16 protein-coding genes are annotated in these 21067 nt (G+C 54.1%); 7 read left to right on the top strand and 9 right to left on the bottom strand.

The window, feature by feature from the left end:
* Positions 1-147 precede the first annotated feature (147 nt).
* Positions 148-1041 (bottom strand): oxidoreductase, encoded by an 894-nt coding sequence (locus tag KRAC_RS29655; protein ID WP_007913732.1) that lies wholly within the window; start codon positions 1039-1041, stop codon positions 148-150.
* Between the two features lie 306 nt (positions 1042-1347).
* Between KRAC_RS29655 and KRAC_RS29650 the strand changes: the two genes are divergently transcribed.
* A complete protein-coding gene (locus tag KRAC_RS29650; protein ID WP_007913731.1) occupies positions 1348-2208 on the top strand; it encodes a helix-turn-helix transcriptional regulator in 861 nt (286 codons plus the stop codon).
* A gap of 440 nt (positions 2209-2648) precedes the next feature.
* Positions 2649-3596 carry a phosphotransferase family protein gene (locus tag KRAC_RS62785; protein ID WP_007913730.1) on the top strand — a complete coding sequence of 316 codons (948 nt, stop codon included), beginning with the start codon at positions 2649-2651 and terminating at the stop codon, positions 3594-3596.
* 128 nt (positions 3597-3724) lie between these two features.
* Here KRAC_RS62785 and KRAC_RS29640 read toward each other — a convergent pair whose 3' ends face one another.
* Positions 3725-4549: a helix-turn-helix transcriptional regulator gene (locus KRAC_RS29640; RefSeq protein ID WP_007913729.1), complete on the bottom strand. Its 825-nt coding sequence runs from the start codon at positions 4547-4549 to the stop codon at positions 3725-3727.
* Between the two features lie 208 nt (positions 4550-4757).
* Between KRAC_RS29640 and KRAC_RS29635 the strand changes: the two genes are divergently transcribed.
* A complete protein-coding gene (locus tag KRAC_RS29635) occupies positions 4758-5696 on the top strand; it encodes a zinc-binding dehydrogenase (RefSeq protein ID WP_007913727.1) in 939 nt (312 codons plus the stop codon).
* 62 nt (positions 5697-5758) lie between these two features.
* Here KRAC_RS29635 and KRAC_RS69355 read toward each other — a convergent pair whose 3' ends face one another.
* The 3 genes from KRAC_RS69355 to KRAC_RS29625 all read right to left on the bottom strand — a co-directional run bounded on the left by KRAC_RS69355 (position 5759) and on the right by KRAC_RS29625 (position 10195).
* Complete coding sequence (locus tag KRAC_RS69355; RefSeq protein ID WP_083814891.1) at positions 5759-5926, bottom strand: helix-turn-helix transcriptional regulator; 168 nt, start codon at positions 5924-5926, stop codon at positions 5759-5761.
* Positions 5927-6025: 99 nt separating this feature from the next.
* Complete coding sequence (locus KRAC_RS29630) at positions 6026-6751, bottom strand: VC0807 family protein (protein ID WP_007913726.1); 726 nt, start codon at positions 6749-6751, stop codon at positions 6026-6028.
* A 240-nt stretch (positions 6752-6991) separates the two neighbouring features.
* Entirely contained in the window at positions 6992-10195 is a 3204-nt protein-coding gene (locus KRAC_RS29625; RefSeq protein WP_007913724.1) for a winged helix-turn-helix domain-containing protein, read from the bottom strand.
* Positions 10196-10514: 319 nt separating this feature from the next.
* On the opposite strand from KRAC_RS29625, the gene KRAC_RS29620 reads away from it, so the two are divergent.
* From KRAC_RS29620 to KRAC_RS29610, 3 genes are all read left to right on the top strand, one after another.
* Positions 10515-11219, top strand: a complete 705-nt coding sequence (locus tag KRAC_RS29620; protein ID WP_007913722.1) for an arylamine N-acetyltransferase family protein — start codon at positions 10515-10517, stop codon at positions 11217-11219.
* A gap of 171 nt (positions 11220-11390) precedes the next feature.
* Complete coding sequence (locus tag KRAC_RS73885; RefSeq protein WP_007913719.1) at positions 11391-13052, top strand: hypothetical protein; 1662 nt, start codon at positions 11391-11393, stop codon at positions 13050-13052.
* Positions 13019-13831, top strand: coding sequence for a TIGR03560 family F420-dependent LLM class oxidoreductase (locus KRAC_RS29610; protein WP_007913717.1), 813 nt, complete (start codon positions 13019-13021; stop codon positions 13829-13831). Before KRAC_RS73885 ends, KRAC_RS29610 begins: the two co-directional genes overlap by 34 nt.
* Before the next feature lie 81 nt (positions 13832-13912).
* On the opposite strand, the gene KRAC_RS29605 is transcribed toward KRAC_RS29610, so the two are convergent.
* The 3 genes from KRAC_RS29605 to KRAC_RS78470 form a co-directional block, all read right to left on the bottom strand.
* Complete coding sequence (locus KRAC_RS29605) at positions 13913-15598, bottom strand: tetratricopeptide repeat protein (RefSeq protein ID WP_007913715.1); 1686 nt, start codon at positions 15596-15598, stop codon at positions 13913-13915.
* Between the two features lie 11 nt (positions 15599-15609).
* Positions 15610-16719, bottom strand: coding sequence for an RNA polymerase sigma factor (locus KRAC_RS29600; protein ID WP_007913709.1), 1110 nt, complete (start codon positions 16717-16719; stop codon positions 15610-15612).
* Between the two features lie 96 nt (positions 16720-16815).
* On the bottom strand, positions 16816-18540 hold the full coding sequence (locus KRAC_RS78470) for a helix-turn-helix transcriptional regulator (protein ID WP_040445310.1): 1725 nt from the start codon (positions 18538-18540) through the stop codon (positions 16816-16818).
* Between the two features lie 462 nt (positions 18541-19002).
* Here KRAC_RS78470 and KRAC_RS29590 point away from each other — a divergent pair, with 462 nt between their 5' ends.
* Positions 19003-20034: a LacI family DNA-binding transcriptional regulator gene (locus KRAC_RS29590; protein WP_007913707.1), complete on the top strand. Its 1032-nt coding sequence runs from the start codon at positions 19003-19005 to the stop codon at positions 20032-20034.
* 110 nt (positions 20035-20144) lie between these two features.
* On the opposite strand, the gene KRAC_RS29585 is transcribed toward KRAC_RS29590, so the two are convergent.
* Positions 20145-21053: a carbohydrate ABC transporter permease gene (locus KRAC_RS29585; RefSeq protein ID WP_007913705.1), complete on the bottom strand. Its 909-nt coding sequence runs from the start codon at positions 21051-21053 to the stop codon at positions 20145-20147.
* Positions 21054-21067 lie beyond the last annotated feature (14 nt).

The following is a 21067-nucleotide window of genomic DNA, read 5'->3' as shown; positions in this document are numbered from 1 at the left end:
GTATCACAAAAAGGATGATCTTTTCCTTTTTGGTCTCAGGGCAGGATGATGACTTGGGTATTCTGCATGCAGTTAACAGGTGAATACAGGCGAGCATCTTTTATAGATGCTCGCCTGTATTCACCTGTTGAAATGCTTTCGGTGGTTTTACTTTGGGCTTTCCTGGCTCGATTGTGGTAATCCAATGCCATGCGCCAGAGGATCTACCTCGACGTCGTCGTAGTCGGTCGAGGTAATGAGGCGTTCCCAGCACTCTGTCTCGGCGAGTTTGGCCTGGTCGACCAGGCGTGCTGTCTTAAAGGCGTCTCTTCCCAGGGGCAAACGAAGTGGTGGTTTAGCTTCATCCACAATGGTAATGAGTGCCTGGGCGGCTTTGTTAGGGTCACCCGGCTCTTTACCAGCAATTCCCTCCCTATAGGCCACCATCGGATCAAGGATGCTCTTATAATCCTCGCTTGCCTCTATGAAGGTCATGGAAGCACCACCCCAATCTGTACGAAAACTGCCGGGTTCGACCAGGGTGACCTTAATCCCAAGGTGTTTGACCTCGCGGGAGAGGACTTCGGAGAAGCCTTCGATCGCCCATTTCGCGGTCTGGTAGGGACCCAGGCCCGCTGCGGTCGTGCGTCCTCCAATTGAGGAGACCTGGAGAAAGTGACCAGAGCGCTGCTGACGCAGGGCCGGAAGCGCGGCTCGCGTCACATTGATTACGCCCCACAAATTGGCTTCAAGTTGGGCGCGCCACTCTTTTTCGGAGGCATCCTCAATTGTTGTCACGTTAGCATATCCGGCATTGTTGACCACGACGTCGAGCCGCCCAAAGGCTTCGATGGCGGTCGCAACCGCTGCGCGAGCCTGCTCGGGATTGGTGACGTCGAGGGCGATAGCGCGCACCCGCTCACCATATTTTTCTACCAGGTCACTGAGCTGCTCAGGCTTGCGCGCGGTGGCAACCAGCTGGTCCCCGTGTTCCAATACAGCCTCAGCGAGGCTGCGGCCCAGGCCGCGTGAGCTTCCCGTAATCAACCAGACTTTTGACATATTATAGTTCCTCTCTTGAAGAATCCATGGAGAAGCGAATGATCAATATCCGTTTGGATAGTAAGTATTGTAGAGCCGAGGAATGATTGGAACCAGGAGCGTAGTTATCATAGGTGTGGAAGTAACAGGCTACATATCACTCGTCAGTTCCTGCATCACTTTGTCAGAAGTAAAGTAGTAGCATCGTGCCACCGATTGTGGAATATGTGGTTGAGCGGGCTGGCAGAGCCAGCCCGCTCAACCACATATTCCACATCTGCGAGCCACATAGTGGCGAGAAGTCACGTAACAAGAGGGTTGAACCATATGCGAGACAATACAAAGAGGCGAGCCGAACTTGGCGATTTTCTACGCACACGGCGTGCGCGTTTACAGCCGAATCAACTTGGGTTACCAACTTTTGGCAGGCGCAGAACCCCAGGACTCAGACGCGATGAAGTGGCCCAACTCGCAGGAGTTGGAGTCTCCTGGTATACCTGGCTGGAGCAAGGGCGAGATATTACCGTCTCGGAGCAGGTAGTTGAGCGACTCGCTGAAACACTGCAACTTGAGAGTGAAGAGCGTCGCCATCTCTTTGTCCTCGCGCGTGGAATGGTTCCCGTCGCGGTCAAGCAGGTGGAAATTGTCTCTCCCCCGCCTGGCATCCAGGCAGTGCTTGATGCCCTGGGCATAACCCCCGCCATTCTGGTTGACCATCGTTTTAACCTGGTGGCCTGGAATGAAGGTGCCTGTCGCGTCTTTGGCGATTTCTCTCTGCTTACGGAGAGAGAGCGAAATAGGATCTGGAACATGTTCGCCAATCCCGCGACGCGCCAGCTTTTTGTCGATTGGGAAGAGGCGGCACAGCATTCCGTTATGCATTTGCGTTCTGCCTATGACCAGTACATTGGCGATGCCTGGTTTGAACAATTGTTGACAGACTTACAGCGAGAAAGCCCCGAGTTCCGCACACTGTGGTCGCAACACAATGTGCAAGCCTCTTGCGATCTCTATCACGAGAAGATTTTGAACCATCCACAAGTTGGCCATCTCCACTTCTCAAGCAGCGTGTTTATAGTGCCGGTTGCACCCCCACTCCACATGGTAACCTATACGCCATCCTCGCCAGAGACCGCAGACAAACTTGCAGCAATGGACGCTGGTAACCATAAGCACTTGAATAATTAGCCTGGACCATTTATACTAGAAAATATCGTATATTGCTTTTAAGTAAATGAAAGGTTTGTGCTCCAATGACCTGGACTTTAGCTTGCTAGTATCTCCACTAGCCGCATAGATTTCTCCATCTTCTCTTGCTCGCTTCCTTCGCGGGACCGGGTGTGTTGGCTGTCAGGCATGACGGTAAACACTCCACGTGATCATTCGCGTCTGAGCTGGCCAACGAACGAGCGCGGAAGGCTGATCGAGCCTGGAGGAAAGGCAGCTGGTGGTGGATGTTGAGCAAGAGATGCGGTTCAGGTTAGCGCGCATTGTGTCCTCCTTTCCTGTATACAGGCGCTCTCTCCCTCTCTCACATCCTCTTACGTGAAACTCCCTTTGCATAGCGTTGGATTCTTGCGCCTTTTTCCCTCTGGAGAAGTGGTGTACAGTGAAAAAGGAGATTTTTTATGCCTGATTTACGTCCAGTGGTTCCGACTGCACAGGCGCTCACTCTTTTGAGCCAGCATTTTAGCGCGCCGATCCTTGATTTGACGGCAGTTGAAGGCGGACAGGTGGCGCGTGTGTTCTCCTTTCGTGTGGAGAAGCAAGAGTATATCGTACGCTTCAATCTGGACAAGATGCTGTCCTCGAATTTTCCCAAGGAGGCATATGTCGCACGCAAGCTCGCTGGGACTTCGCTGCCTATCGCGCCTATTCTGCACGTGGGACGCCTGGGAGATCTGCATTTTGCCATTTCGCGCAAAATGCCAGGGAAGATGCTACAAGAGCATACTCCTCAGGAGGTCCAGGCGCTCCTGCCGCAAATACTTGATCTTCTGGAGGCGGCTCACAGCGTCGACACCAGTGAGACACAAGGGTATGGTGTATTCGATTATCGAGGTAGAGGTTCAGATGTAAGCTGGCACGCCAGTCTGTTGAAGGTTGCTGACGAAGAGGATGAGCGTGACTACTTTGGTAAATGGCACAGGCTATTCGACGAAATCTTTTTAGAGCGCGACCTCTTCGAGAAGCTCTACCAGTATATGCAGAAGCTGCTTGCCTTCTGTCCCGAAGAGCGAACCCTGCTTTTGGGAGCGTTCACTATGAACAACCTGCTAGCGCAGGATGGTAAGATTACCGCCGTGCTGGATCTACTCGATGCAAGTTATGGCGACAGGGTGTACGATATTGTCTCCCTGGATTTCTGGTGGCCTCCACTAGGGATCCGCGAAGCTTTTCTGGCATACCAGCGGCAGCATGGGCGTGAACTGCCTTTCTATGTAGAGCGCTTGCTCTGCTATGAATGCTATCATGCTCTGATTGGCTTGCGCTTCTACGCCAAAAGCGGCAACGAGCAGGGTTATCAGATGACACGTGATATTATTCAGCGAAAGCTCGCCGCGTCTGGCAGGTAACTGAAGGATTAGAATGCAACGCATAAGCTGAGAACCACGAAAGCGCTTGCGGTCTCCAGCAAAAATCGAACCTTCTTCAAGGTCCGATTTTTGCTGGAGACTTGTTTCTTCCGGTGTGGTTACGTCCTTCACAAGGAGGCAGAGAGTGCCTGCTCCAATTTTGATACCGAAGCTTCCGAGGCTGAGTAGACTTTCACACGTAAATCAGGGGAAAAGGATGTTTGGAAGGTTACATGGTCAAATTCCAACCATCCCAGTGTCGGGTGCTTCATGACTTGAGGTCTATCGGGCAAACCGCGTACATTTTGTTGCTCCCACCACTGGCAAAATTGTGGGCTGGCCTGTTGCAGGTCTTCGATAATTTCACGAAAAGAGACATCGCCCGGATAGCGGGCGTAATCGGCACGAAATTGTGCCACCAGGCTTTGTGCCTGCTTCTCCCATTCTTGATAGAGGGTACTGTTTTCACGTTGAAAAAAACGCCAGATGACATTGTGCGAGTGAGGTGGACATGGCTCGTGAAAACGAAATAACAGCTCTGCTGCTCGATTCCAGGTGAGAACATTCCAGCACCGCCCAATCATAAAAGCTGGGTGCGGATTGAGTGCATTGACAACGCGTTGGAGCGCAGGCGTCACCTGTTCCTCCTCCAACCTCTTTCCAGATACTTCTCCATATGCCAGGAGGAAGAGATGCCGCTCCTCAGCAGCAGTAAGCCTGAGAGCCGTTGACAGGCTGGAGAGCACCTGTTTGGAGGGATGAACATCCTGTCCCTGTTCAAGCAGCGTATACCAGGAAACACCGATGTTGGCAAGCTCTGCAACCTCTTCGCGCCGCAATCCCGCTGTACGACGACGATTGCGAGCAGGCAAGCCCAACTCTGCGGGTTGAATGCGTGCTCGTCGTGTGCGTAAGAAAGCGGCCAGCGCCTCCCTGCGTTCTCTTTCATCCATCTCTACTGCTTCTTATCCTGCTAGTTTTAATCATACGATAATCAAGCGCTGGTTATACGATCAGCTCATGCCTATACTAGCAAAGAGGAAATCGAAGGTCAAGGAAGGAGCCATCGTATCGGTGAGAGGGGAGCGGCACGTACTCCCTTAAAAAGTGGAACCGCATTTAAGAAGAAAAATAAGATAGAAATTGAGAAGGAGATTGACTATGAATACTATTCGTGCAATTGTTGTTGATCCTGATATGAAAGGACGTCTGGCGTTACACGAGGTTGAGTCGCCATCGCCCGCGCCATCAGAAGCACTTGTCCGAGTCTCTGCCATCTCGCTCAATCTGGGCGAGGTGCGTAGGGCGGTTGTGCGTACCTCGGAAGCGGGATGGCGCCCAGGGTGGGACCTGGCTGGGGTGGTGGAGCAAGCGGCTTCTGATGGATCGGGGCCGTCGGTTGGGGCCAGAGTCTTTGGCCTGGTTAATTCCGGAGCATGGGCGGAACTGGTCGCGGTTCCTACAGCTTCGCTGGCAGAGATCCCTGAAGGTGTCACATTTGCTCTAGCTGCAACGTTGCCGGTTGCGGGCCTGACTGCTTTATATGGATTGGAGAGAGCGGGCTTTCTGCTCAATCGGAAAGTGCTGGTCACGGGGGCTTCGGGTGGTGTGGGGCATTTTGCCTGCCAACTGGCCAGTCAGGGAGGCGCTACGGTGGTAGCTCTTGTGCGGCGCGTGGAGCGTGTGGCCAGTGTCCGAGCAATGGGGGCGCATGAGGTGGTTGTTGGAGAAGATGTTGCTCTGGCTCGCTCGTTTGGCCCTTATGATATCGTCATAGATACATTGGGCGGGAAATCTCTAAATACTGCTTTGACTTTACTGGAGACAGATGGCGTATGTGTGAATGTGGGAGCGGCAGGAGACCCGGAAGCAACGTTGCAGAGTCGATTGGAAGCGGCAAAAAAAGGACCATTCCTCGTTCCTGAAATCGAACGCATGTTAAATGCAGCGAAAGATCTGGGAAGATTGGCTCAAATGGTCGCTGAGGAACGATTGCATCCGCAAATTGGGCTGGAGGCTTCCTGGACCAAAGTTGCCGAGGTTGCCCAGAGCCTTCTGGACCGTCGTATCGCGGGTAAGGCGATACTGTATGTCTCCTGATGGTACACCTCAAATGACCTGCTCTATGAGTGGTTTCTGCAGTTATGCTAGCCCTAACTCAACTAGAGCAGCTTGTGCCTGCGAGCCTGGGCGAGGACCTGGGTGCGGCTCTCCTCGCCTAGCTTGCTATAGATGGTGTGCACATGTGATTTGATTGTGCTCAGAGCGATAATGAGTTGTGCAGCGATCTCGTTGTTAGAGTGGCCAGCGTTGATCGGTAGGCAAGGCATGCTTGTCGAACCTTGGTCACGAATTTTTCAAATAAGTTGACAATACCTGTTGAAGAGAGGTCACCTTGTTTGTCTGGTGACCTCTTGTACCTCACATTGTTACGCGTTTTGTGAAGTGGGATCATTCTGATGTACGATCAGGCTCTGCCGTATTGCCTCGCTTTTTTTACGGCCTTGACGGCTATAAAAAAACGTCCAGACCGCGAGTACTCCTATAATGCCGTAGATGATGAATGGGGAAACGATCAGGAATTGTTCGGTGCTCAGGGCGAGGACCAGATAGATACGTATCGCGGCCTCAAGCAGAAACCCAATGCCCCAGACCGTTGTCATCACGCGCATAGAGGTGCGGAAGCCCCGATACTGCCAAAGTGAATCAAACCAAGGAATATTTTTTGGATGGTTGCCTGTCGCGAAGTGACGAGAGAAATAGAACATGAGAGGCCTGGAGAAAAACAAGGATAACAAGAATACCAGCCCAAATACGACGGTAAAAAAAGACTCTCGTATCAGGTAGACTTTGGGGCTACCTCCCAGGAAAGTGATGATGAGCGAAGCGGCAATCCCTGCCAGGGCGATACCGGCAAGCAAATCAATGCGTTTCCTGCGGAGAATCCCTATGATGCTCTCAAGCAGAGATGGTACGCCCGAAGCCACGAGAGCCAGGAGGTCCGAGGTATTGGTATAGCTTTTCAGAAGCGTGTAAATGATGAAAGGGAGCGCTCCGTTGATCAGAAGGCTGCTTACCAGGCTCCCTATGGTCGCAGTTCGGCTTGCTTTTTGCGTCGTTTCTGGCTGTGCTTGTAATGATGCCGTAATTTCCATGATACTTACTCCTTGAGATATCCCGGCTCTGAAATACTTCCTTGCGAGCATCCTGTTCCTTATTCAGGGCAAATCCTACGTGATTTGCCATAGCCCACAAAACTACAGATGCCGATATGTCCCAGTATAATCTCATCATGAGCAGAAACCCTCCACCAAAAGGAGGAACGAGAGGTGAATTGTGGGAGGTTCTTTTGGCTCTTGTAGAGGCATGAGCGGTCGCCCTGGGAGAGGAGGAAGCTAGAGCAGATTGAGTCGGCGGGCCTGGATCAACGCCTGCGTGCGGCTCTTAACCCCCAGTTTGGCATAGATGGCCCTGATATGCGATTTCACAGTGCTCAGTGCTATGACGAGTTGCCGGGCGATCTCCCGATTTGAGCGCCCCTCGCTGATGTGTCGCAGTACTTCACACTCACGCTCGCTCAGCGACTCAACCAGTTCAGCTTGCTCACCTGATGGCACACCCATTTGCTGCTCCTGTTTGCAAAGCAGAATCAATCTATCGAGATATCTAGATGCAGGAGCGGGATTTTCTGTGGTGCGTTGCTTGCGCAGTTCGTCACGTAAGCGATAAAGAAGGGTTAGCAAGGGCGCACCTTCGTCCAGAAAAACGCGAAGGTAGCCTCTGGGCTCCGCCAGGCTCAGGGCGCGAGTGATGGAAGAGAGCGCCTGCCCCGCATTGCCCTGGGCCTCCTCGAGCAAGGCGCGCAGGGTGAGCCACAGGATCAGGTTACCGGTTCTCCCCTGCTGCTCTGCTAACATCTGCTGGCTTTGCAGCACCTGTTCCGCTTCCTGCCAGCGTTGGTAGGTAAGCAACAACTTTATGTAGAGCCGGTAGTGGTTGTGCTTCAATGAGATGAACTGGCGCAGCACTAATTGATCACTATGTTCGGGGAGAACATATTCTTGCAACCAGTAATAGCCTGTGTCATCATCACCTAAATCATGCATCAACAGAGCATATTCGCCCTTCACGGCGGGGAGCACCTCATTCCCCACCCATTTTTGTGAGAGAAAGCCTGCAATCTCTTCAAGGCACAAACGTACGCCTGCTATATCTTTCCTGATGAATTGGATACGTGCCAGCCCCAATTGTCCAAGAAGGAAATGGACATCGGAATCAGATTCTGTGAGGAGATCAATCTCCTCGCACGATGCGATGGCCAACCTGAAATAGTGCTCCGCCGTTTCCAGGTTGTTACGTTCATACTCGATATTGCCGAGAAAGATGTATGCGGTCCCCTGGGTGAGGAATGCCTTCCCTTTCGCTAATTCAAGAATATCCTGGGAAATGCGCGTCACATCATGCAACTGGCCCATCATCTCATAGAGCATCACCAGGCGATACCCGGTGCTGGTCATCCAGGTAACACTACCATCAGCAATGGCGGAGGCCAGTGCATCTTCCAGAGTAGCAGTAGCTTCGAACAGGTCGCCGCGCAGAATAGAGACCGTGCTCAGATGTTGTGCGATGCGTGCACGATGCGCCATGCCGGCCACACGAACAACCGCGCGACGGCACACAGCCTGGCTAAAAGCCGCTCCATCGGGGCGCTCCATATTCAACACTCCATAGAGAGCCAGCATCTCGGCGATCCGGTTGGCTCGCTGTTCCTCGCCCCAACGCGAGCGAGGATAGAGCATATCAACATGTGCGCTGATTGTCTGCTCCAGGGTGGCGACATCCTCTATCTCCAGGTCGGGTAATGCGTGTTGCTGGATATACTCGCGCATCATCTCAGCGACGACAGCGGCATGACCAGCGTACCAGCGCCACCAGCACTCATAGAGAAAGAGGCGCAGGCGTGAAAAGACTATCAGGCGAGGCAGCATTGCCACCCAGTTCATCACCATCTGAACGTTTCCGCGACTGATAAGTTCCACTCCAGCCTCTTCTGCAATATTGGCGATGCTCTCCCAATCGCCAGAGGAGCGAGCATGGGCGACGGCCTCGGCCAGCATTCCTTGCTCGCGATACCAGAGAGAGGCGCGACGATGCAATTCTGGTACCAGTGTGGCGGCACTCTGCTGTAAGCGTTGGAGCAGCATGTCGGCAAAGACCTGGTGATAGCGATACCAGCGGCGTGTCTCATCCAGAGGTGTCAAGAAGAGATTGGCCTGATAGAGCCAATTCAGGGTCTCCTCGCCATTGGGTTGTGCACTAACGGCCTCACAGAGTTGAGCATCCAGCTGTGAGAGAATCGAGGTTCGCAAGAGGAATTGCTGGATCCGCTCGGGCAAGTGTGCCAGCACCTCCTGCCCGAGGTATTCGGCGATATAGCTCTGGCTGCCCTTGAGGCTCTCTAAGACATTGGGCGCTTTTGGCTGACCATGCAAGAGGAGCGCGACCATTTGCAGCCCCGCCGCCCAGCCAGCCGTGCGCTCTTCCAATAGCGAGATCTCTGTGTGCGTAAGAGGAGCCTTTCCGTGGTGTGCGAAAAACGCTAGTGTCTCCTCACTCGTAAAGCGTAGGTCGTCGGCTCGTAGTTCAAGCAGAAGCTGGCAAACCCGAAGGCGCGCAAGCGGCAAAGGAGGATCATGGCGTGCCGCGATAACTATGTGCAGATGTGCAGGTAGATGCTCTACCAGGAAGGTCAGGCCCTGGTGAACGGACTCGTCGCTAATCATATGATAGTCATCCAGTACGAGCAGTGCCTCGCCGTTTGACTTTTGGGGTCTGAACTTCTCGTTCTCCAGCAGATTGAGTAGCAGCGTCAGGACGCGCTCAATCGTGGGGCGCTGAGGGGTGTGGAGCATACGCAGGGCATAGGTGCCCGCGCCGGGATAGAGGGCATCTATAGCCGTGAAGAGGTAAGACCAGAAGCGCGTGGTATCGTTATCGCTCGCATCGAGGGAGACCCAGGCCGAGAGCGATGCCTGGGCGCGCAACCAGCTACTAAGCAGCGTACTCTTGCCGGAACCAGCGGGAGCGCATATCAGGGTTAGGGAGCGTGCCTGGGCCTGGTGCAGGCGTTCTATGAGGCGCGTGCGCTCGACAAGATGCTGTGGTATCAGGGGAACGCGGAGCTTGGCCGCCAGTAGCTCTTCCCGTGCCAGGCTATGTATCTCCTTGCCTGTTGTAGCTTGCTTGGTTGCGCCTCCATTTTTGCCGTCTTCACCATCTGCCGCGAAGAGTCCAGCCACCTCCTCCAGTCGCTGAAGTGTGAGCACCTCGCCTTTGCCCAGATACTTCTTGCGTACCCGCTTCTGCGAGCGCTGATAGGCATACCAGTACCAGTCCCCTTGCTTCACCTGCTCGCGGCGTGCTGTATATGTGCCCTGCCGTCCTCGGAAGGCGAACGAGGCTGCCTGCACCAGAAACTCCTGCCATGCCGAAGCATGCGCCTCTAGAGCTAATTCTTCCATCTTCGTGTGCTGGTCACAGAGGATATATGTCTGCCTTGCCTCTGACCAGGATAGGGTGTATGCTGCTGCCCTTGGCATTCTCTACCGCCTTTTTCATCCCTGGTGATGTTACCTAACGCTGTGTTACCTAAACCCAAGTATAGATGGCTGCAGAAGAAGATGCAAGTTGCTGCATCCTCATTCAGGACTTTCCAGTTCTCTACCACATCGAGAGGCTCCCTTTTCTCGCGAGCCGAGGCAAGAGCTGGAAGAGAAATGGAAAGCCCTGATCTTCATTCTGTTCATTAGCGCAGGAGAATAGCTGGTCGTTTGGCCGATCAGCGATGACCAATTCTGTACTAGAATAGAAGAGATCCTATTCTATGGAGACATCTAATAAAGACACAATGGGATGATAATGAACATACAAGCTTACCTGCGACGCATTAACTACCAGGGCTCGCTTGAGCCAAATATCCAGACCCTAAACGCACTGCATGAAGCACACCTGCTCTCAGTTCCTTTTGAAAACCTTGATATCCACCTGGGAAGAGAGATTCGCCTGGATGAGCACTCCCTCTGGACAAAGGTTATTGAGGAGAGGCGTGGTGGCTTCTGCTATGAACTCAATGGTCTTTTTGCCTCACTCTTACGAGCGCTGAGTTTTCAAGTTGATCTCCTCTCTGCTGGTGTGGGGCATTCCTCAGGGGGCTTTGGGCCAGAGTTTGACCATCTTACCTTACTAGTTCATCTTGAAGAGGATTGGCTGGCGGATGTAGGCTTTGGCGATAGTTTTCGCCTTCCCCTTCGTATGCAGCCCTTGCTTATGCAGCCTCAAACCTGGGGACGCTATCGCCTGGTGCGAGAGGATGAATATTGGGTCCTGGAGCGGCAATACGACGACTGGAAGCCAGAGTATCGTTTTACCCTTCAGCCTCACATACTAGGCGATTTCTCTGCTATGTGTCACTTTCAGCAGACATCTCCCCAGTCGCACTTTACAGCGGAAGTGGCGAGAAAGCCCTGGTCATTGATGCCAGGGATGAATCGCCACTCTCACACGAGAGACAAAGGAACAGAGAAAAAAGCAAAAAAGCCAGGGCAATCGCATCTAAATTTTTAAGCGGCCTGTAGAGAGCGCCTATACAGCAGAGCTTCAAAAACGGGATTGTTATGACACGGCTTGTAGAGCCAATTCCCCAAATTAGATGCGATTGCCCTGGCAAAAAAGCCTAAGAACTTGTGTTCTTTCCATCTCTCTGGTAGAATAGGCGTATCAGCGTCGTTTATAGGTGTGGGTACAAGCGAGGAGCGGAAATGTCGAAAAAACGCTGGGGGGCAGGGAATACCAAAGAAACAGCAAGAGAAGCGAGCAGCAACGCCCACCTTTCTGCTCGAACTGCCTCTGGTTGTCGATCCTGGGCAAGCCGCCCGCCTGCGCGCTCATCTGGAAGCGGCTCGTCAGCTCTACAACGCCATCCTCTCCCAAGGGCAAAAGCGCCTGCGCCGCATGCGGGCTGACCCGGCCTGGCAAGAGGCCCGTGCCCTTCCTCGCACTCACAAGACCGAACGAGCGGTGGCCTTCTCCGCCTTGCGCAAAACGTATGGCTTCACCGAGGCCGCCCTGCATGAAGCGGTCAAAGGGCTACGCGTGGGCTGGATTGCCGAGCATATCGAGGCGGTGCTGGCACAAACCCTGGCCACACGCGCCTATCGCGCCCTCAACCGCGTCTGCCTGGGCAAGGCCAGGCGCGTCCGCTTCAAGAGCCGAGGACGCGGCTTCTCCAGCATTGAGAATAAGCGCAATGATACCAGCCTGCGCTTTGTCCTGCAGCCGCCCGAAGCCGGAAACGCGGGGTATCTGCTCTGGAATGGAGACCGGTTGCCCGCCCTCATCGATTGGAAGGATGAGGTGGTGACCCATGGCCTCAAGCACCGCATCAAGTACGCCCGCCTCATTCAACGCCCCGCCAGTAGCCCCAGAGCTGCTGGAGCTGATGCCCAGGGCTCTCGCTACGTGGTGCAATTGGCCCTGGAGGGCAAGCCCCACCACAAACCCAAGCACAAGGTTGGCAAGGGCATCGTTGGAGGGGACCTCGGACCCTCGACCCTGGCCCTCGTTCCCCAGGAAGGGGAGGCGAGCCTGGAAGTATTCTGTGCGGAATTGGCTCCCGATGCCAGGACCATTCGCCGTTTGCAACGGCAGATGGAGCGGCAGCGGCGAGCCGCCAATCCCGAGCACTACGATGAGAAGGGGCGTATCAAGAAACAGGGCAAGAAAAAGCCACAGTGGAAGCAGAGTAAGCGCTACCAGGCCACCCGACGACGCAAGGCGACCAAAGAGCGCAAGCTGGCAGCCCACCGCAAGAGCCTGCATGGCCGCAAGGTCCACGAGGTAATCGCGCTGGGCAGCACCATCATCATCGAAAAGATTTCCTACAAGGCATGGCAGAAAACGTTTGGCAAGAGTGTGGGACTGCGAGCACCAGGGATGTTTGTAGACCTCTTGAGACGCACCGTTGCAAGCACGGGCGGCATTCTCATCGAAGTTCCCACACGCACGACAGCGCTGAGCCAATGGTGTCATGGTTGTGGCAAGAAGGCCAAGAAGCCGCTCTCAGAGCGGTGGCACCAGTGTGCATGTGGCGTGGGTCCCGCCCAACGCGACCTCTACTCCGCCTTTCTTGCCGCCTCCCTCGATCCAGCAGATCCCATTCCCTCGTGTGCCCGATACCAGGCGTATTGGGAAGGTGCAGAGGCGCGCCTGCGAGCAGCACACGAGCGTACTCATCAACGCGCGAAAGAGGGGCAGACTGTGCCCCAAAGCTTTGGTTTGACCAGAGCCGGAGCGCGTCTGCCCAAAAGTCCAGGGGAACCGACACAAGAGCCAGTCTTCCTGCTTGGGTGGGAAGAACTGGAAGCGTGGACCGAACCCCTGGAACCCCCGCTGCTTTAGCGCGGGGAGCTTTCAGATTCGAGTGCTGGACAACGGCGGCAGCGCTGGCGCGCGATACCAAGCGCATTCGCATCGGCCAGATGGTAACATGCAATGGCTATCGCAATCCCGCATTGCTGGCCAAGATGGCCAGCACATTGGATGTGCTCTCATATGGGCGCCTAAACTTTGGCATTGGATCTGGCTGGTATGAGCATGAGTATCGCGCCTATGGCTATGAGTATCCCGATGCGCCTGAGCTGCTGCGCTATGTGCGCGAGGCGGTGCAGGTGATTCTTGCCATGTGGACCCAGGAAGAGGCACATTTCGAAGGCAAATACTACCAGGTGCGTGGGGCCATCAATCAGCCCAAAGGTGTACAAAAGCCGCACATTCCATTGCTGATTGGCGGGGATGGCGAGAAGGTCACGCTGAAGATGGTGGCACAGTTTGCAGATGCTTGCAATGTCGGCAACGATCTCGCGACGATTGGACAGAAATTTGATGTGCTTAAAGCACACTGTGAAGCGGTTGGGCGCGACTATGAGAGTATCCGCCGTACCACTACCACTTTCTGCTCGATTGGCGCGACCGATGAAGAGGCGCTAGAGAAGATTCCACCTGTTGTGCGGGCCAACTTTGGCGACCGCATCGACGTTGCCCTGATCGGTAGCCCTGATACGATTCGCAAGCGCCTGAAGGCGTATGAGGATGCCGGAGTGCAGGAACTGGTGATACGCTTCTTTGATATGCCACAATTGGAGGGCATACGCATGTTTGCCAGGGCATTTATCGACTAATGGGGGATTTGTGTTTGTGCATGAATTCTAGGTGTGGGCCGACGCGTGCTCTAGCAGCGTCGGCCCACTTTCTGTATGTTCCTACAGTTCGGCCAAAATGGCTTCTAGGGCCGGGTCTCGGTTGGCGCGATAGTCGTGTGAGGTGAACTCGGCGCGGATATGGGGCGCGATCCAGAGGCGCCCATCGAGGGCGAAGGTTCCCTGCCAGAAGCGATTAGAGATGTTCACATCAAGGCCACTGTATGGAAGGCGGAACGGATTGCCTTCGCCCACGAACTGGGGGCGCGAGCCGCTGCATTCGCCAACAAAGGTGACCTCGGTATGTGTGTCGAGCTGGTTGATAAAGTGTTGGGCTGCGGAGAAGGTATGGCGACCGATAAGTGCGAAGAGGCTCCCCCACCGGTTAACCTTGCGATTCTGAATGATACCGTGCAGGAGCGGTCGATAGGTGGTCAGGTCGCCACCCCCATTGCGGCGCAGATCGAGCACGAGCGCCCGCACCTCATGGCCCTCGATGAAAGCGAAGAGGCGCTCGCTAAAGGTCGCTAGCGATTCTTCTTTCATATTTTGGACCCCGTTGTACTGACAGTACACGATCTGCTGATCCTCAAGATACTCAAACCAGTAGAGCTCGCTCTGCTTGAGCCATAATGGCCTGGGTAGCGCTCCATCACACATACTGACCCAATTTTCCGGCTCGACAGATAGCCATACAAACCAGGGCGGTATATCCGCATTCTTATGCAAGCGCACATTGAAAGGCTCTTTCATCTCCTGTTGTAACTGTACATCAAGATATTCTCGACTCTCAGAGATTCCGAGCGCGTGCGCAATGGCGGGACAGGATAGCAAGAGCGGACCCTGGCGTTTGATCTGCATGATGTTGTCATTGAAGACCAGGGGCTTGATACGCTCTAGTGCCTCTTCCGCCGTGACCGAGCCAATGCGCAGCACACGCGCTCCCACGGTCTCTTTATATTCCTGCTTCGCCCCGCGTACAAAGAGGCCATCCTCGAACAGGTAAAACATGACTGGTGCATAATCGAATAGACCCTTCTGCTCCGCCAGGTATCCCTGCTCGACACCAAAGGGAAAGAGATTGGTATGTCCATCACCTGCCAGGGCCACAATCCGCATCAACTCGACTACAATCTCGTGGTCCTCCAGCGTGGGGATGTGCTGGTCCAGGTCCGCTATGACTGCCTGCCATACTTCGCGTGAGAGCGGGGTTTCGCGTCCAAAGAGATCATAGTGACCCTGCTCCATGCGCCTGGCCATGTAGGCTAAATCAGCGCGCCAGCCGGTAATACGGTCAAGGGTAGGAGAAAGCCGGGGCGCAAAAAGCGAGCCATTGCGCTCATTAGAGCGCAATGGCTCCCACAGGTTATCGCTCTCCAACTCTGGTAGCAAGCGGAATGAGATGCGCAAGGCCTTCTCTAACCAGGACACAGCCTCCTTGTCTTTTCCCTGGTGCATCAAGGTGGACGCGAGATGATATTCTGTGTCCCCCGACCAGCGGTTGCCACACTCAATTGCCTTTTGATACGCGTCTATAGCCTGCTCATACTCCCGAGCCTCTTCATAGTATCTACCCAATACATGCCACAGGTCGCCGTGGAAGGGATTCTCTTCCATGTAGCTGGCGAGCAGGACGATGGTTTCGGTCTCTTCTCCCCGCTGGATATGTTGTCTGACCCGTTCCAGTAACTGGGATGGCAACATAGGGCTGTAGATGGTCAGGGTCAAGAGTTGTAGCTCTGGTAACATGGGTTCTCCTTTTACGTGTAATTTTTGATCACGTGTAGGATCTTGTAGGTATCGGCTGCCAGAATCACATCCAGCCGCGCTTTAGTGCCGAGGCTCTCAAAGCTGGCCACGATCGCTATACATCCATCTATTTCAATCATGCGTTCAGGCAGTAGGTGAATGCGCTGCTGGGTCTTCCAGAGTTCGCGAGCCTCTGGCAGACTGAGCGAGAGCGAGGCCACGGTTTCGCGTTGAAAAACATGGCAAGCTGGGCAGCGCATGTAAAGGTAGTGATCATTTGGTTCGATGACAATAGGTGTCAGGCGCCCACAGCCGACGCAGGGCGCCCTTTTTTGCGCCAGGCGCTGCTCATAGTAACCATTAATAAACTGTAGTAAACGCGTCATAGAGCGCGCATAGCTCTTAACACCCTGTGGGAAGGTGTTAAAGATGGCACTGTTGGGATCGGGATTACAGCGGCTGCAAGTGAAGTAGAGCGCGTTCTTCGGAGCCGCTGCTTTCCAGTGCGAGGTGCCACAGAAGGGGCACCAGAGGCGCAACTCCTGCCAGGCGAATGTATGGGAGGTGACCATGTAGGTCTCCAGTTCTTGACTCAGATGCGTAGTGAGCACCTGGCGGAAGGCATCTCGACTACGCTGCAAGCGCTTAAAGGCCGCGGGAACAGTGATGCTATGCTGGCCCGCAATCTCACTTATGGGCCGCTCCTCGACGTAGTGCGCGATCAACAAGGCGCGCGTCTCGGTGGGGAGTAGGGCCAACGCCTGCTCTAGCAGGTGGATCAGTTCCTTCTGCTCCAGGTCTTGCTCCAGATTGAAATCATCGGCCAGTTGCTCCTCCAGTTCAGGTTGTTCCTCGTCCTGCTCTGGATTGGCTGAAACCAATATATGTGCTCTATCGCGTTGCTGGGACCTCAGCCAGCGTAGGCACATGTTGCGTGCAATGCCAAAGAGCCACTGGTGCGCCCGGGTCTGATCACGTAGCTGCTGTTGTGAGCGCCATGCCTCCAGATAGGTCATCTGCGCCAGGTCTTCAGCGGCATCGGGGCTGCCAGTCATCCTGGCGCAGAAGCGCACAAGGCTCTCGCGCTCCTTATAAAGCAATGCGTAAACATCGGTCGCCATACCTTGCTCCCTTCAGTGTATCCTCTTACTAGTATGTCGCATAAAAGTGAGCAAAGTGGACGCAGAAATATGAAATATCTCTGAACATTGCCTAATTTAAAAGGGTATGTGGAGAGCGTGGGCTTTCGCCATGACCTGGGTGCGAGTGCTGACATGTAGTTTGCTACAGATGTTGGAGACATGTTTCTTGACGGTGTTGGTACTTAGGACGAGGCGATACGCGATCTCGCGGTTGGAAATACCATCCAGGAGCAATTGCAAAACCTCTTGTTCGCGGGCTGTGAGCGGCTGCTTCAGGGGCTGATTTTGTGGAAGTGATGTCTCTATGATATGGGGTGCCCCCTCGGAGCATAATCCTTGCTGCTCATACCAATGATTGGCGCGCGCGCGCAGTTTCGGTACCAAAGTGGGGGCGGTGTGCTGTAGTCGCTGGCGCAGGGCCTCAGCAAAGAGCCGGTGATATCGATACCATTGGCCTTCGTCATCGAGCGCCAGCAGAAATAAGTTATTGCGCTCTAACAGTTCGAGCAGGACCTGGCTCCCCTCTTTCTGGCGTACGGCATCACAGAGCGGTGCGCTCAGGCGTTCCAGAACGCAGGTTTGCAACAGAAACTCTTGCACAACCTCGCTCTGCTGATGCAGCACCTCTTCAAGGAGGTAGTCCACGACATAGTGATGACTGCCGCTGAAGGCTGCGATAAAGGTTCCAGGGTCAGCACGCCCCTGGAGGGAAAAGGCAGCGAGCTGGAGTCCTGTAATCCAGCCTTCAGTGCGCGCGTGCAGGAGTAAGCTCTCCTCCTTTGTAAGAGGTAGTTCAGCCACATCCATAAGGAAGTCAACGGCCTCCTCAGAGGTGAAACGCAGGTCGGTGGCACGCAATTCCAGCAGGTCGTTCTGTCCACGCAGGTGTGCCAATGGGAGAGGTGGATCTTCACGTGTGGCGAGAATCAGGTGTACCTGCGGTGGCATATGTTTGAGCAAGAAGGAGAGAGCATAATGAATTGAGTGATTGGTGATGAACTGGTAGTTATCCAGAACAAGTACAATGTGCTCGCACGTATTGACACGTCGCTCCAATAGGTCATTGATCAACACCGTCAGCAGTGCCTCTATTGAGGCCGCATTTGGCAACATAGGGCTGAATGCATCCAGGTGAGAATTGTGGGGCTGCAAGGCCGCTAACAGGTATGAGAGAAAGCGTGCAGGCTCATTGTCCTGTGGCTCAAGCGAGAGCCAGGCGACAGAGGAGGGATGGGTGTGTAGCCAGTTGGCGAGCAGGGTGGTCTTACCGAAGCCAACCGGCGCTGAGATAAGGGTCAGCGTGCGTTGCAAACCCTGTTCGAGTCGATTGATCAATCGTTGTCTATGCACCAGGCGTGGGCGTGGGCGTGGCATATGAAATTTCGTGGCAAGCAGAGGATGGCTCTGAGCTGAGAAGGATGTCAGACTCGTCTGTGACTCAATTGAGGCTATCTTCCTGGTATGTTTTTCCTCTGCTTTATCGAGCCCCAGGTTATGGGCCACCTCCTCTAAATGAGGGATGCTCAGATTGGTTTCTCTCCCAAGATAGCGCTTAGTTACCTTGCCCCTGATACGCGCGTAGGCGTACCAGTAGCCATCACCACGCTGTTTCCGTTCTTTGCACGCCGTATATGAGCCATGCTTTCCATGGAACGCGAACGACGAGACCTGGCTTACCCACGCCAACAAGGTATGTTTCTCGTTGGCGATATCGAGAACTTCATTGTTCTGGTGCTCATGTAGCTCATATGCATGACGCAATGGCGACCAGAAGATGGTATAGTGTGCCTTCTTTGGCATTGCATCCCCTTTGAACCTTCATGGGTTGTCACCCAACAGCAACATTGCTGGCAATAGTATATCTTTCGCGATTAATTGTTGGGTGACATATATTTACCCATTTAGCAATGAACACGTGTAACATTTCGTTAACAAGAATACTACCATCTTACTTTTTCGCTGTCAAGGAAGGGAAAAATATGTATGTCTATCTATAGGCATGCATATTTTTCTAGGAGGCCTTTCGCGCCTACGGCGCTCAGGGGTAAGGGTGTGTGGGTGGAAAACGGCTAAGCCGTTTTCCACCCACACACCCTTACCCCTGAGGCTCGCGTAGCGGGCCGAGGAAATGGGGGACGAGCGAAAGTGAATCTAGAGGCTTTGGCCTATCAGGCAACAATCTATTGACAATTGCCTGTCCTACATGAGATAGTGCTTGTAATAACAAGAACACGCGTCACTCATAGGCAGGAACTTAATGTTATGGTCACAAGCGAGCAGGTCGCTCGATTAGCAGGTGTCTCGCGGGCGACGGTTTCGCGCGCGCTGAATGGATCGGCACACGTGAGCGAAGAGACAAGAGAGCGCATCCAGGCGGCTATTACCGCCCTTGGCTATGAGCCCGATGTGGTGGCTCAAAGCCTGGTGCGTCAGCGCTCCCACGTTCTGGCTATAAGTCTCTTCCCCGAGGATGACAACGAAAAGTTCTTAGCGCACCTCGGGCAAACCTCGCAGTATATGTACCTGGATGTCCTGAAGAATATTGAGCGCGAGGCCAGGTCTGTAGGCTATGATCTGCTTGTGCCGTCGCGCCCCCTGGGGCATTCTCCAAAGCATTATATTCAGAGCTTGCAGACACGACATGTGGCAGGCGTCATTATGCTGCATGCGACTGAGGAGGGTATCCAGGCTTTGATCGATTCTAATCTTCCTACGGTCTTTGTGGATCGTATTGCCCAGGGGAAGCGTGCTACCTATGTGAAGTCAGATAATCTGGATGGGGCGCACCAGGCAACCGAGCATCTGTTGTCCCTGGGTCATAGGCATATCGCCATGTTGACCGGAAAGACGGCCGACCTGGCAGGAATGGAACGTCTCCAGGGCTTTCAGCAAGCCCTGACTCTGGCAGGGATCAAGCCCGACTCTGGCCTGGTGCGCCACTCGGGCTGGAACATCTCTGAGGCGTATGAGGCCGCGAAGACCCTGCTGGCCGAACGACGCGACTTTACAGCGATTGTTGCCGCCAGCGATATGATCGCCATGGGGGTTCTTCGCGCACTCAACGAACAGGGGATGCGTGTGCCAGAGGATATATCGCTCATTGGCTTCGATGATGTTGAATTCAGCCAGTATACCTACCCACCACTTACTACGATGCGCCAGGACTGTGCCGCTATGGGGCAGGGAGCGGTGCAGCGCCTCATGTGCCTGTTAAGCGAAACGGAAGACACCCCATTAAACATTCCTACCCAACTTGTCATACGTCAATCCACAGCCCCGCTCCTGCGTGGATGAATGCCCCATTCTCTGCCTTTGTATGGGTAAGGTGTGGTAGCGCGCTGGTTCCGTCAGCGCGCTACCACACCTTACCCGGCGAGCCACGTAATGGCGAGAAGTTGCTTCCCTTACGCCTTTAAGCCTGTCATCGCAATGCCGCGAATAATGTGGCGCTGGGCCAGGATGTAGACGATCAGGACAGGCACGACTGCGATCACGGAGCCCGCCATGACCAGCGTCCACTCCGTGGCATACTGTCCACGGAACTGGTTAAGCATCAGGGGTACGGTAAAGTTCTCCGGCGTGTTGAGCATGATCAGGGGGCGGAGAAAGTCATTCCATTGGCCCAGGAAGGCGAAGATTCCCCACGCGGCGAGCGGGGCCTTGAGCAAGGGCAGAATGACTTGCCAGAAAATCGTCCAGCGATTCCCACCATCGACAATTGCCGCTTCCTCCAGTTCAATCGGTATCCCCATAATAAACTGGCGCATCATGAAGACGCCAAGGGCGCTGAAGAGCGCGGGCGGTAGGATAAGCGAAAGCAGGGTATCAAGCAGATTCAGCTCTTTCATGGTGAGGAAGATCGGAATGATGGTGAGCTGGAAGGGAATCATCATTGTCGCCAGGAAGGCAATGAAGATAATATTGCGTCCAGGAAACTCGATACGCGCAAAAGCATAGCCAGCCATCGAGCAGGTAATTAACTGGAAGAAGGTGACGCTGACAGCGACGATGGTGCTATTCATGTAGGCCAGATTGAAGGGCAGAGCATTGAGCGATTGTGGATAATTTCCCCACAGAAAGGGATTGGGAATCCAGGTGGGCGGAACGCTAAAGGCCTGGCTTGTGCTCTCTAATGAGGTGATGAGCATCCAGACAAATGGGGCCGCCATAAAGATAGCGCCAATGATCAGGATAAAGTGGAGAACCACGTTAAAGACTATATTTGAGGGGCTTCTACCCGCATTCCGCGTGGCTCGTGCTACTGTCTTCTCACTAACTTCGCTTGTTTCCGGGTTTAGAGTTTCTTGTATCATATGTTCGCTCCTCC

This window comes from Ktedonobacter racemifer DSM 44963 (assembly GCF_000178855.1).
In the GTDB taxonomy this organism is placed as follows: domain Bacteria; phylum Chloroflexota; class Ktedonobacteria; order Ktedonobacterales; family Ktedonobacteraceae; genus Ktedonobacter; species Ktedonobacter racemifer.
Note: the sequence above shows the minus strand (reverse complement) of the source record. Positions and strands in the feature narration are given on the sequence as shown.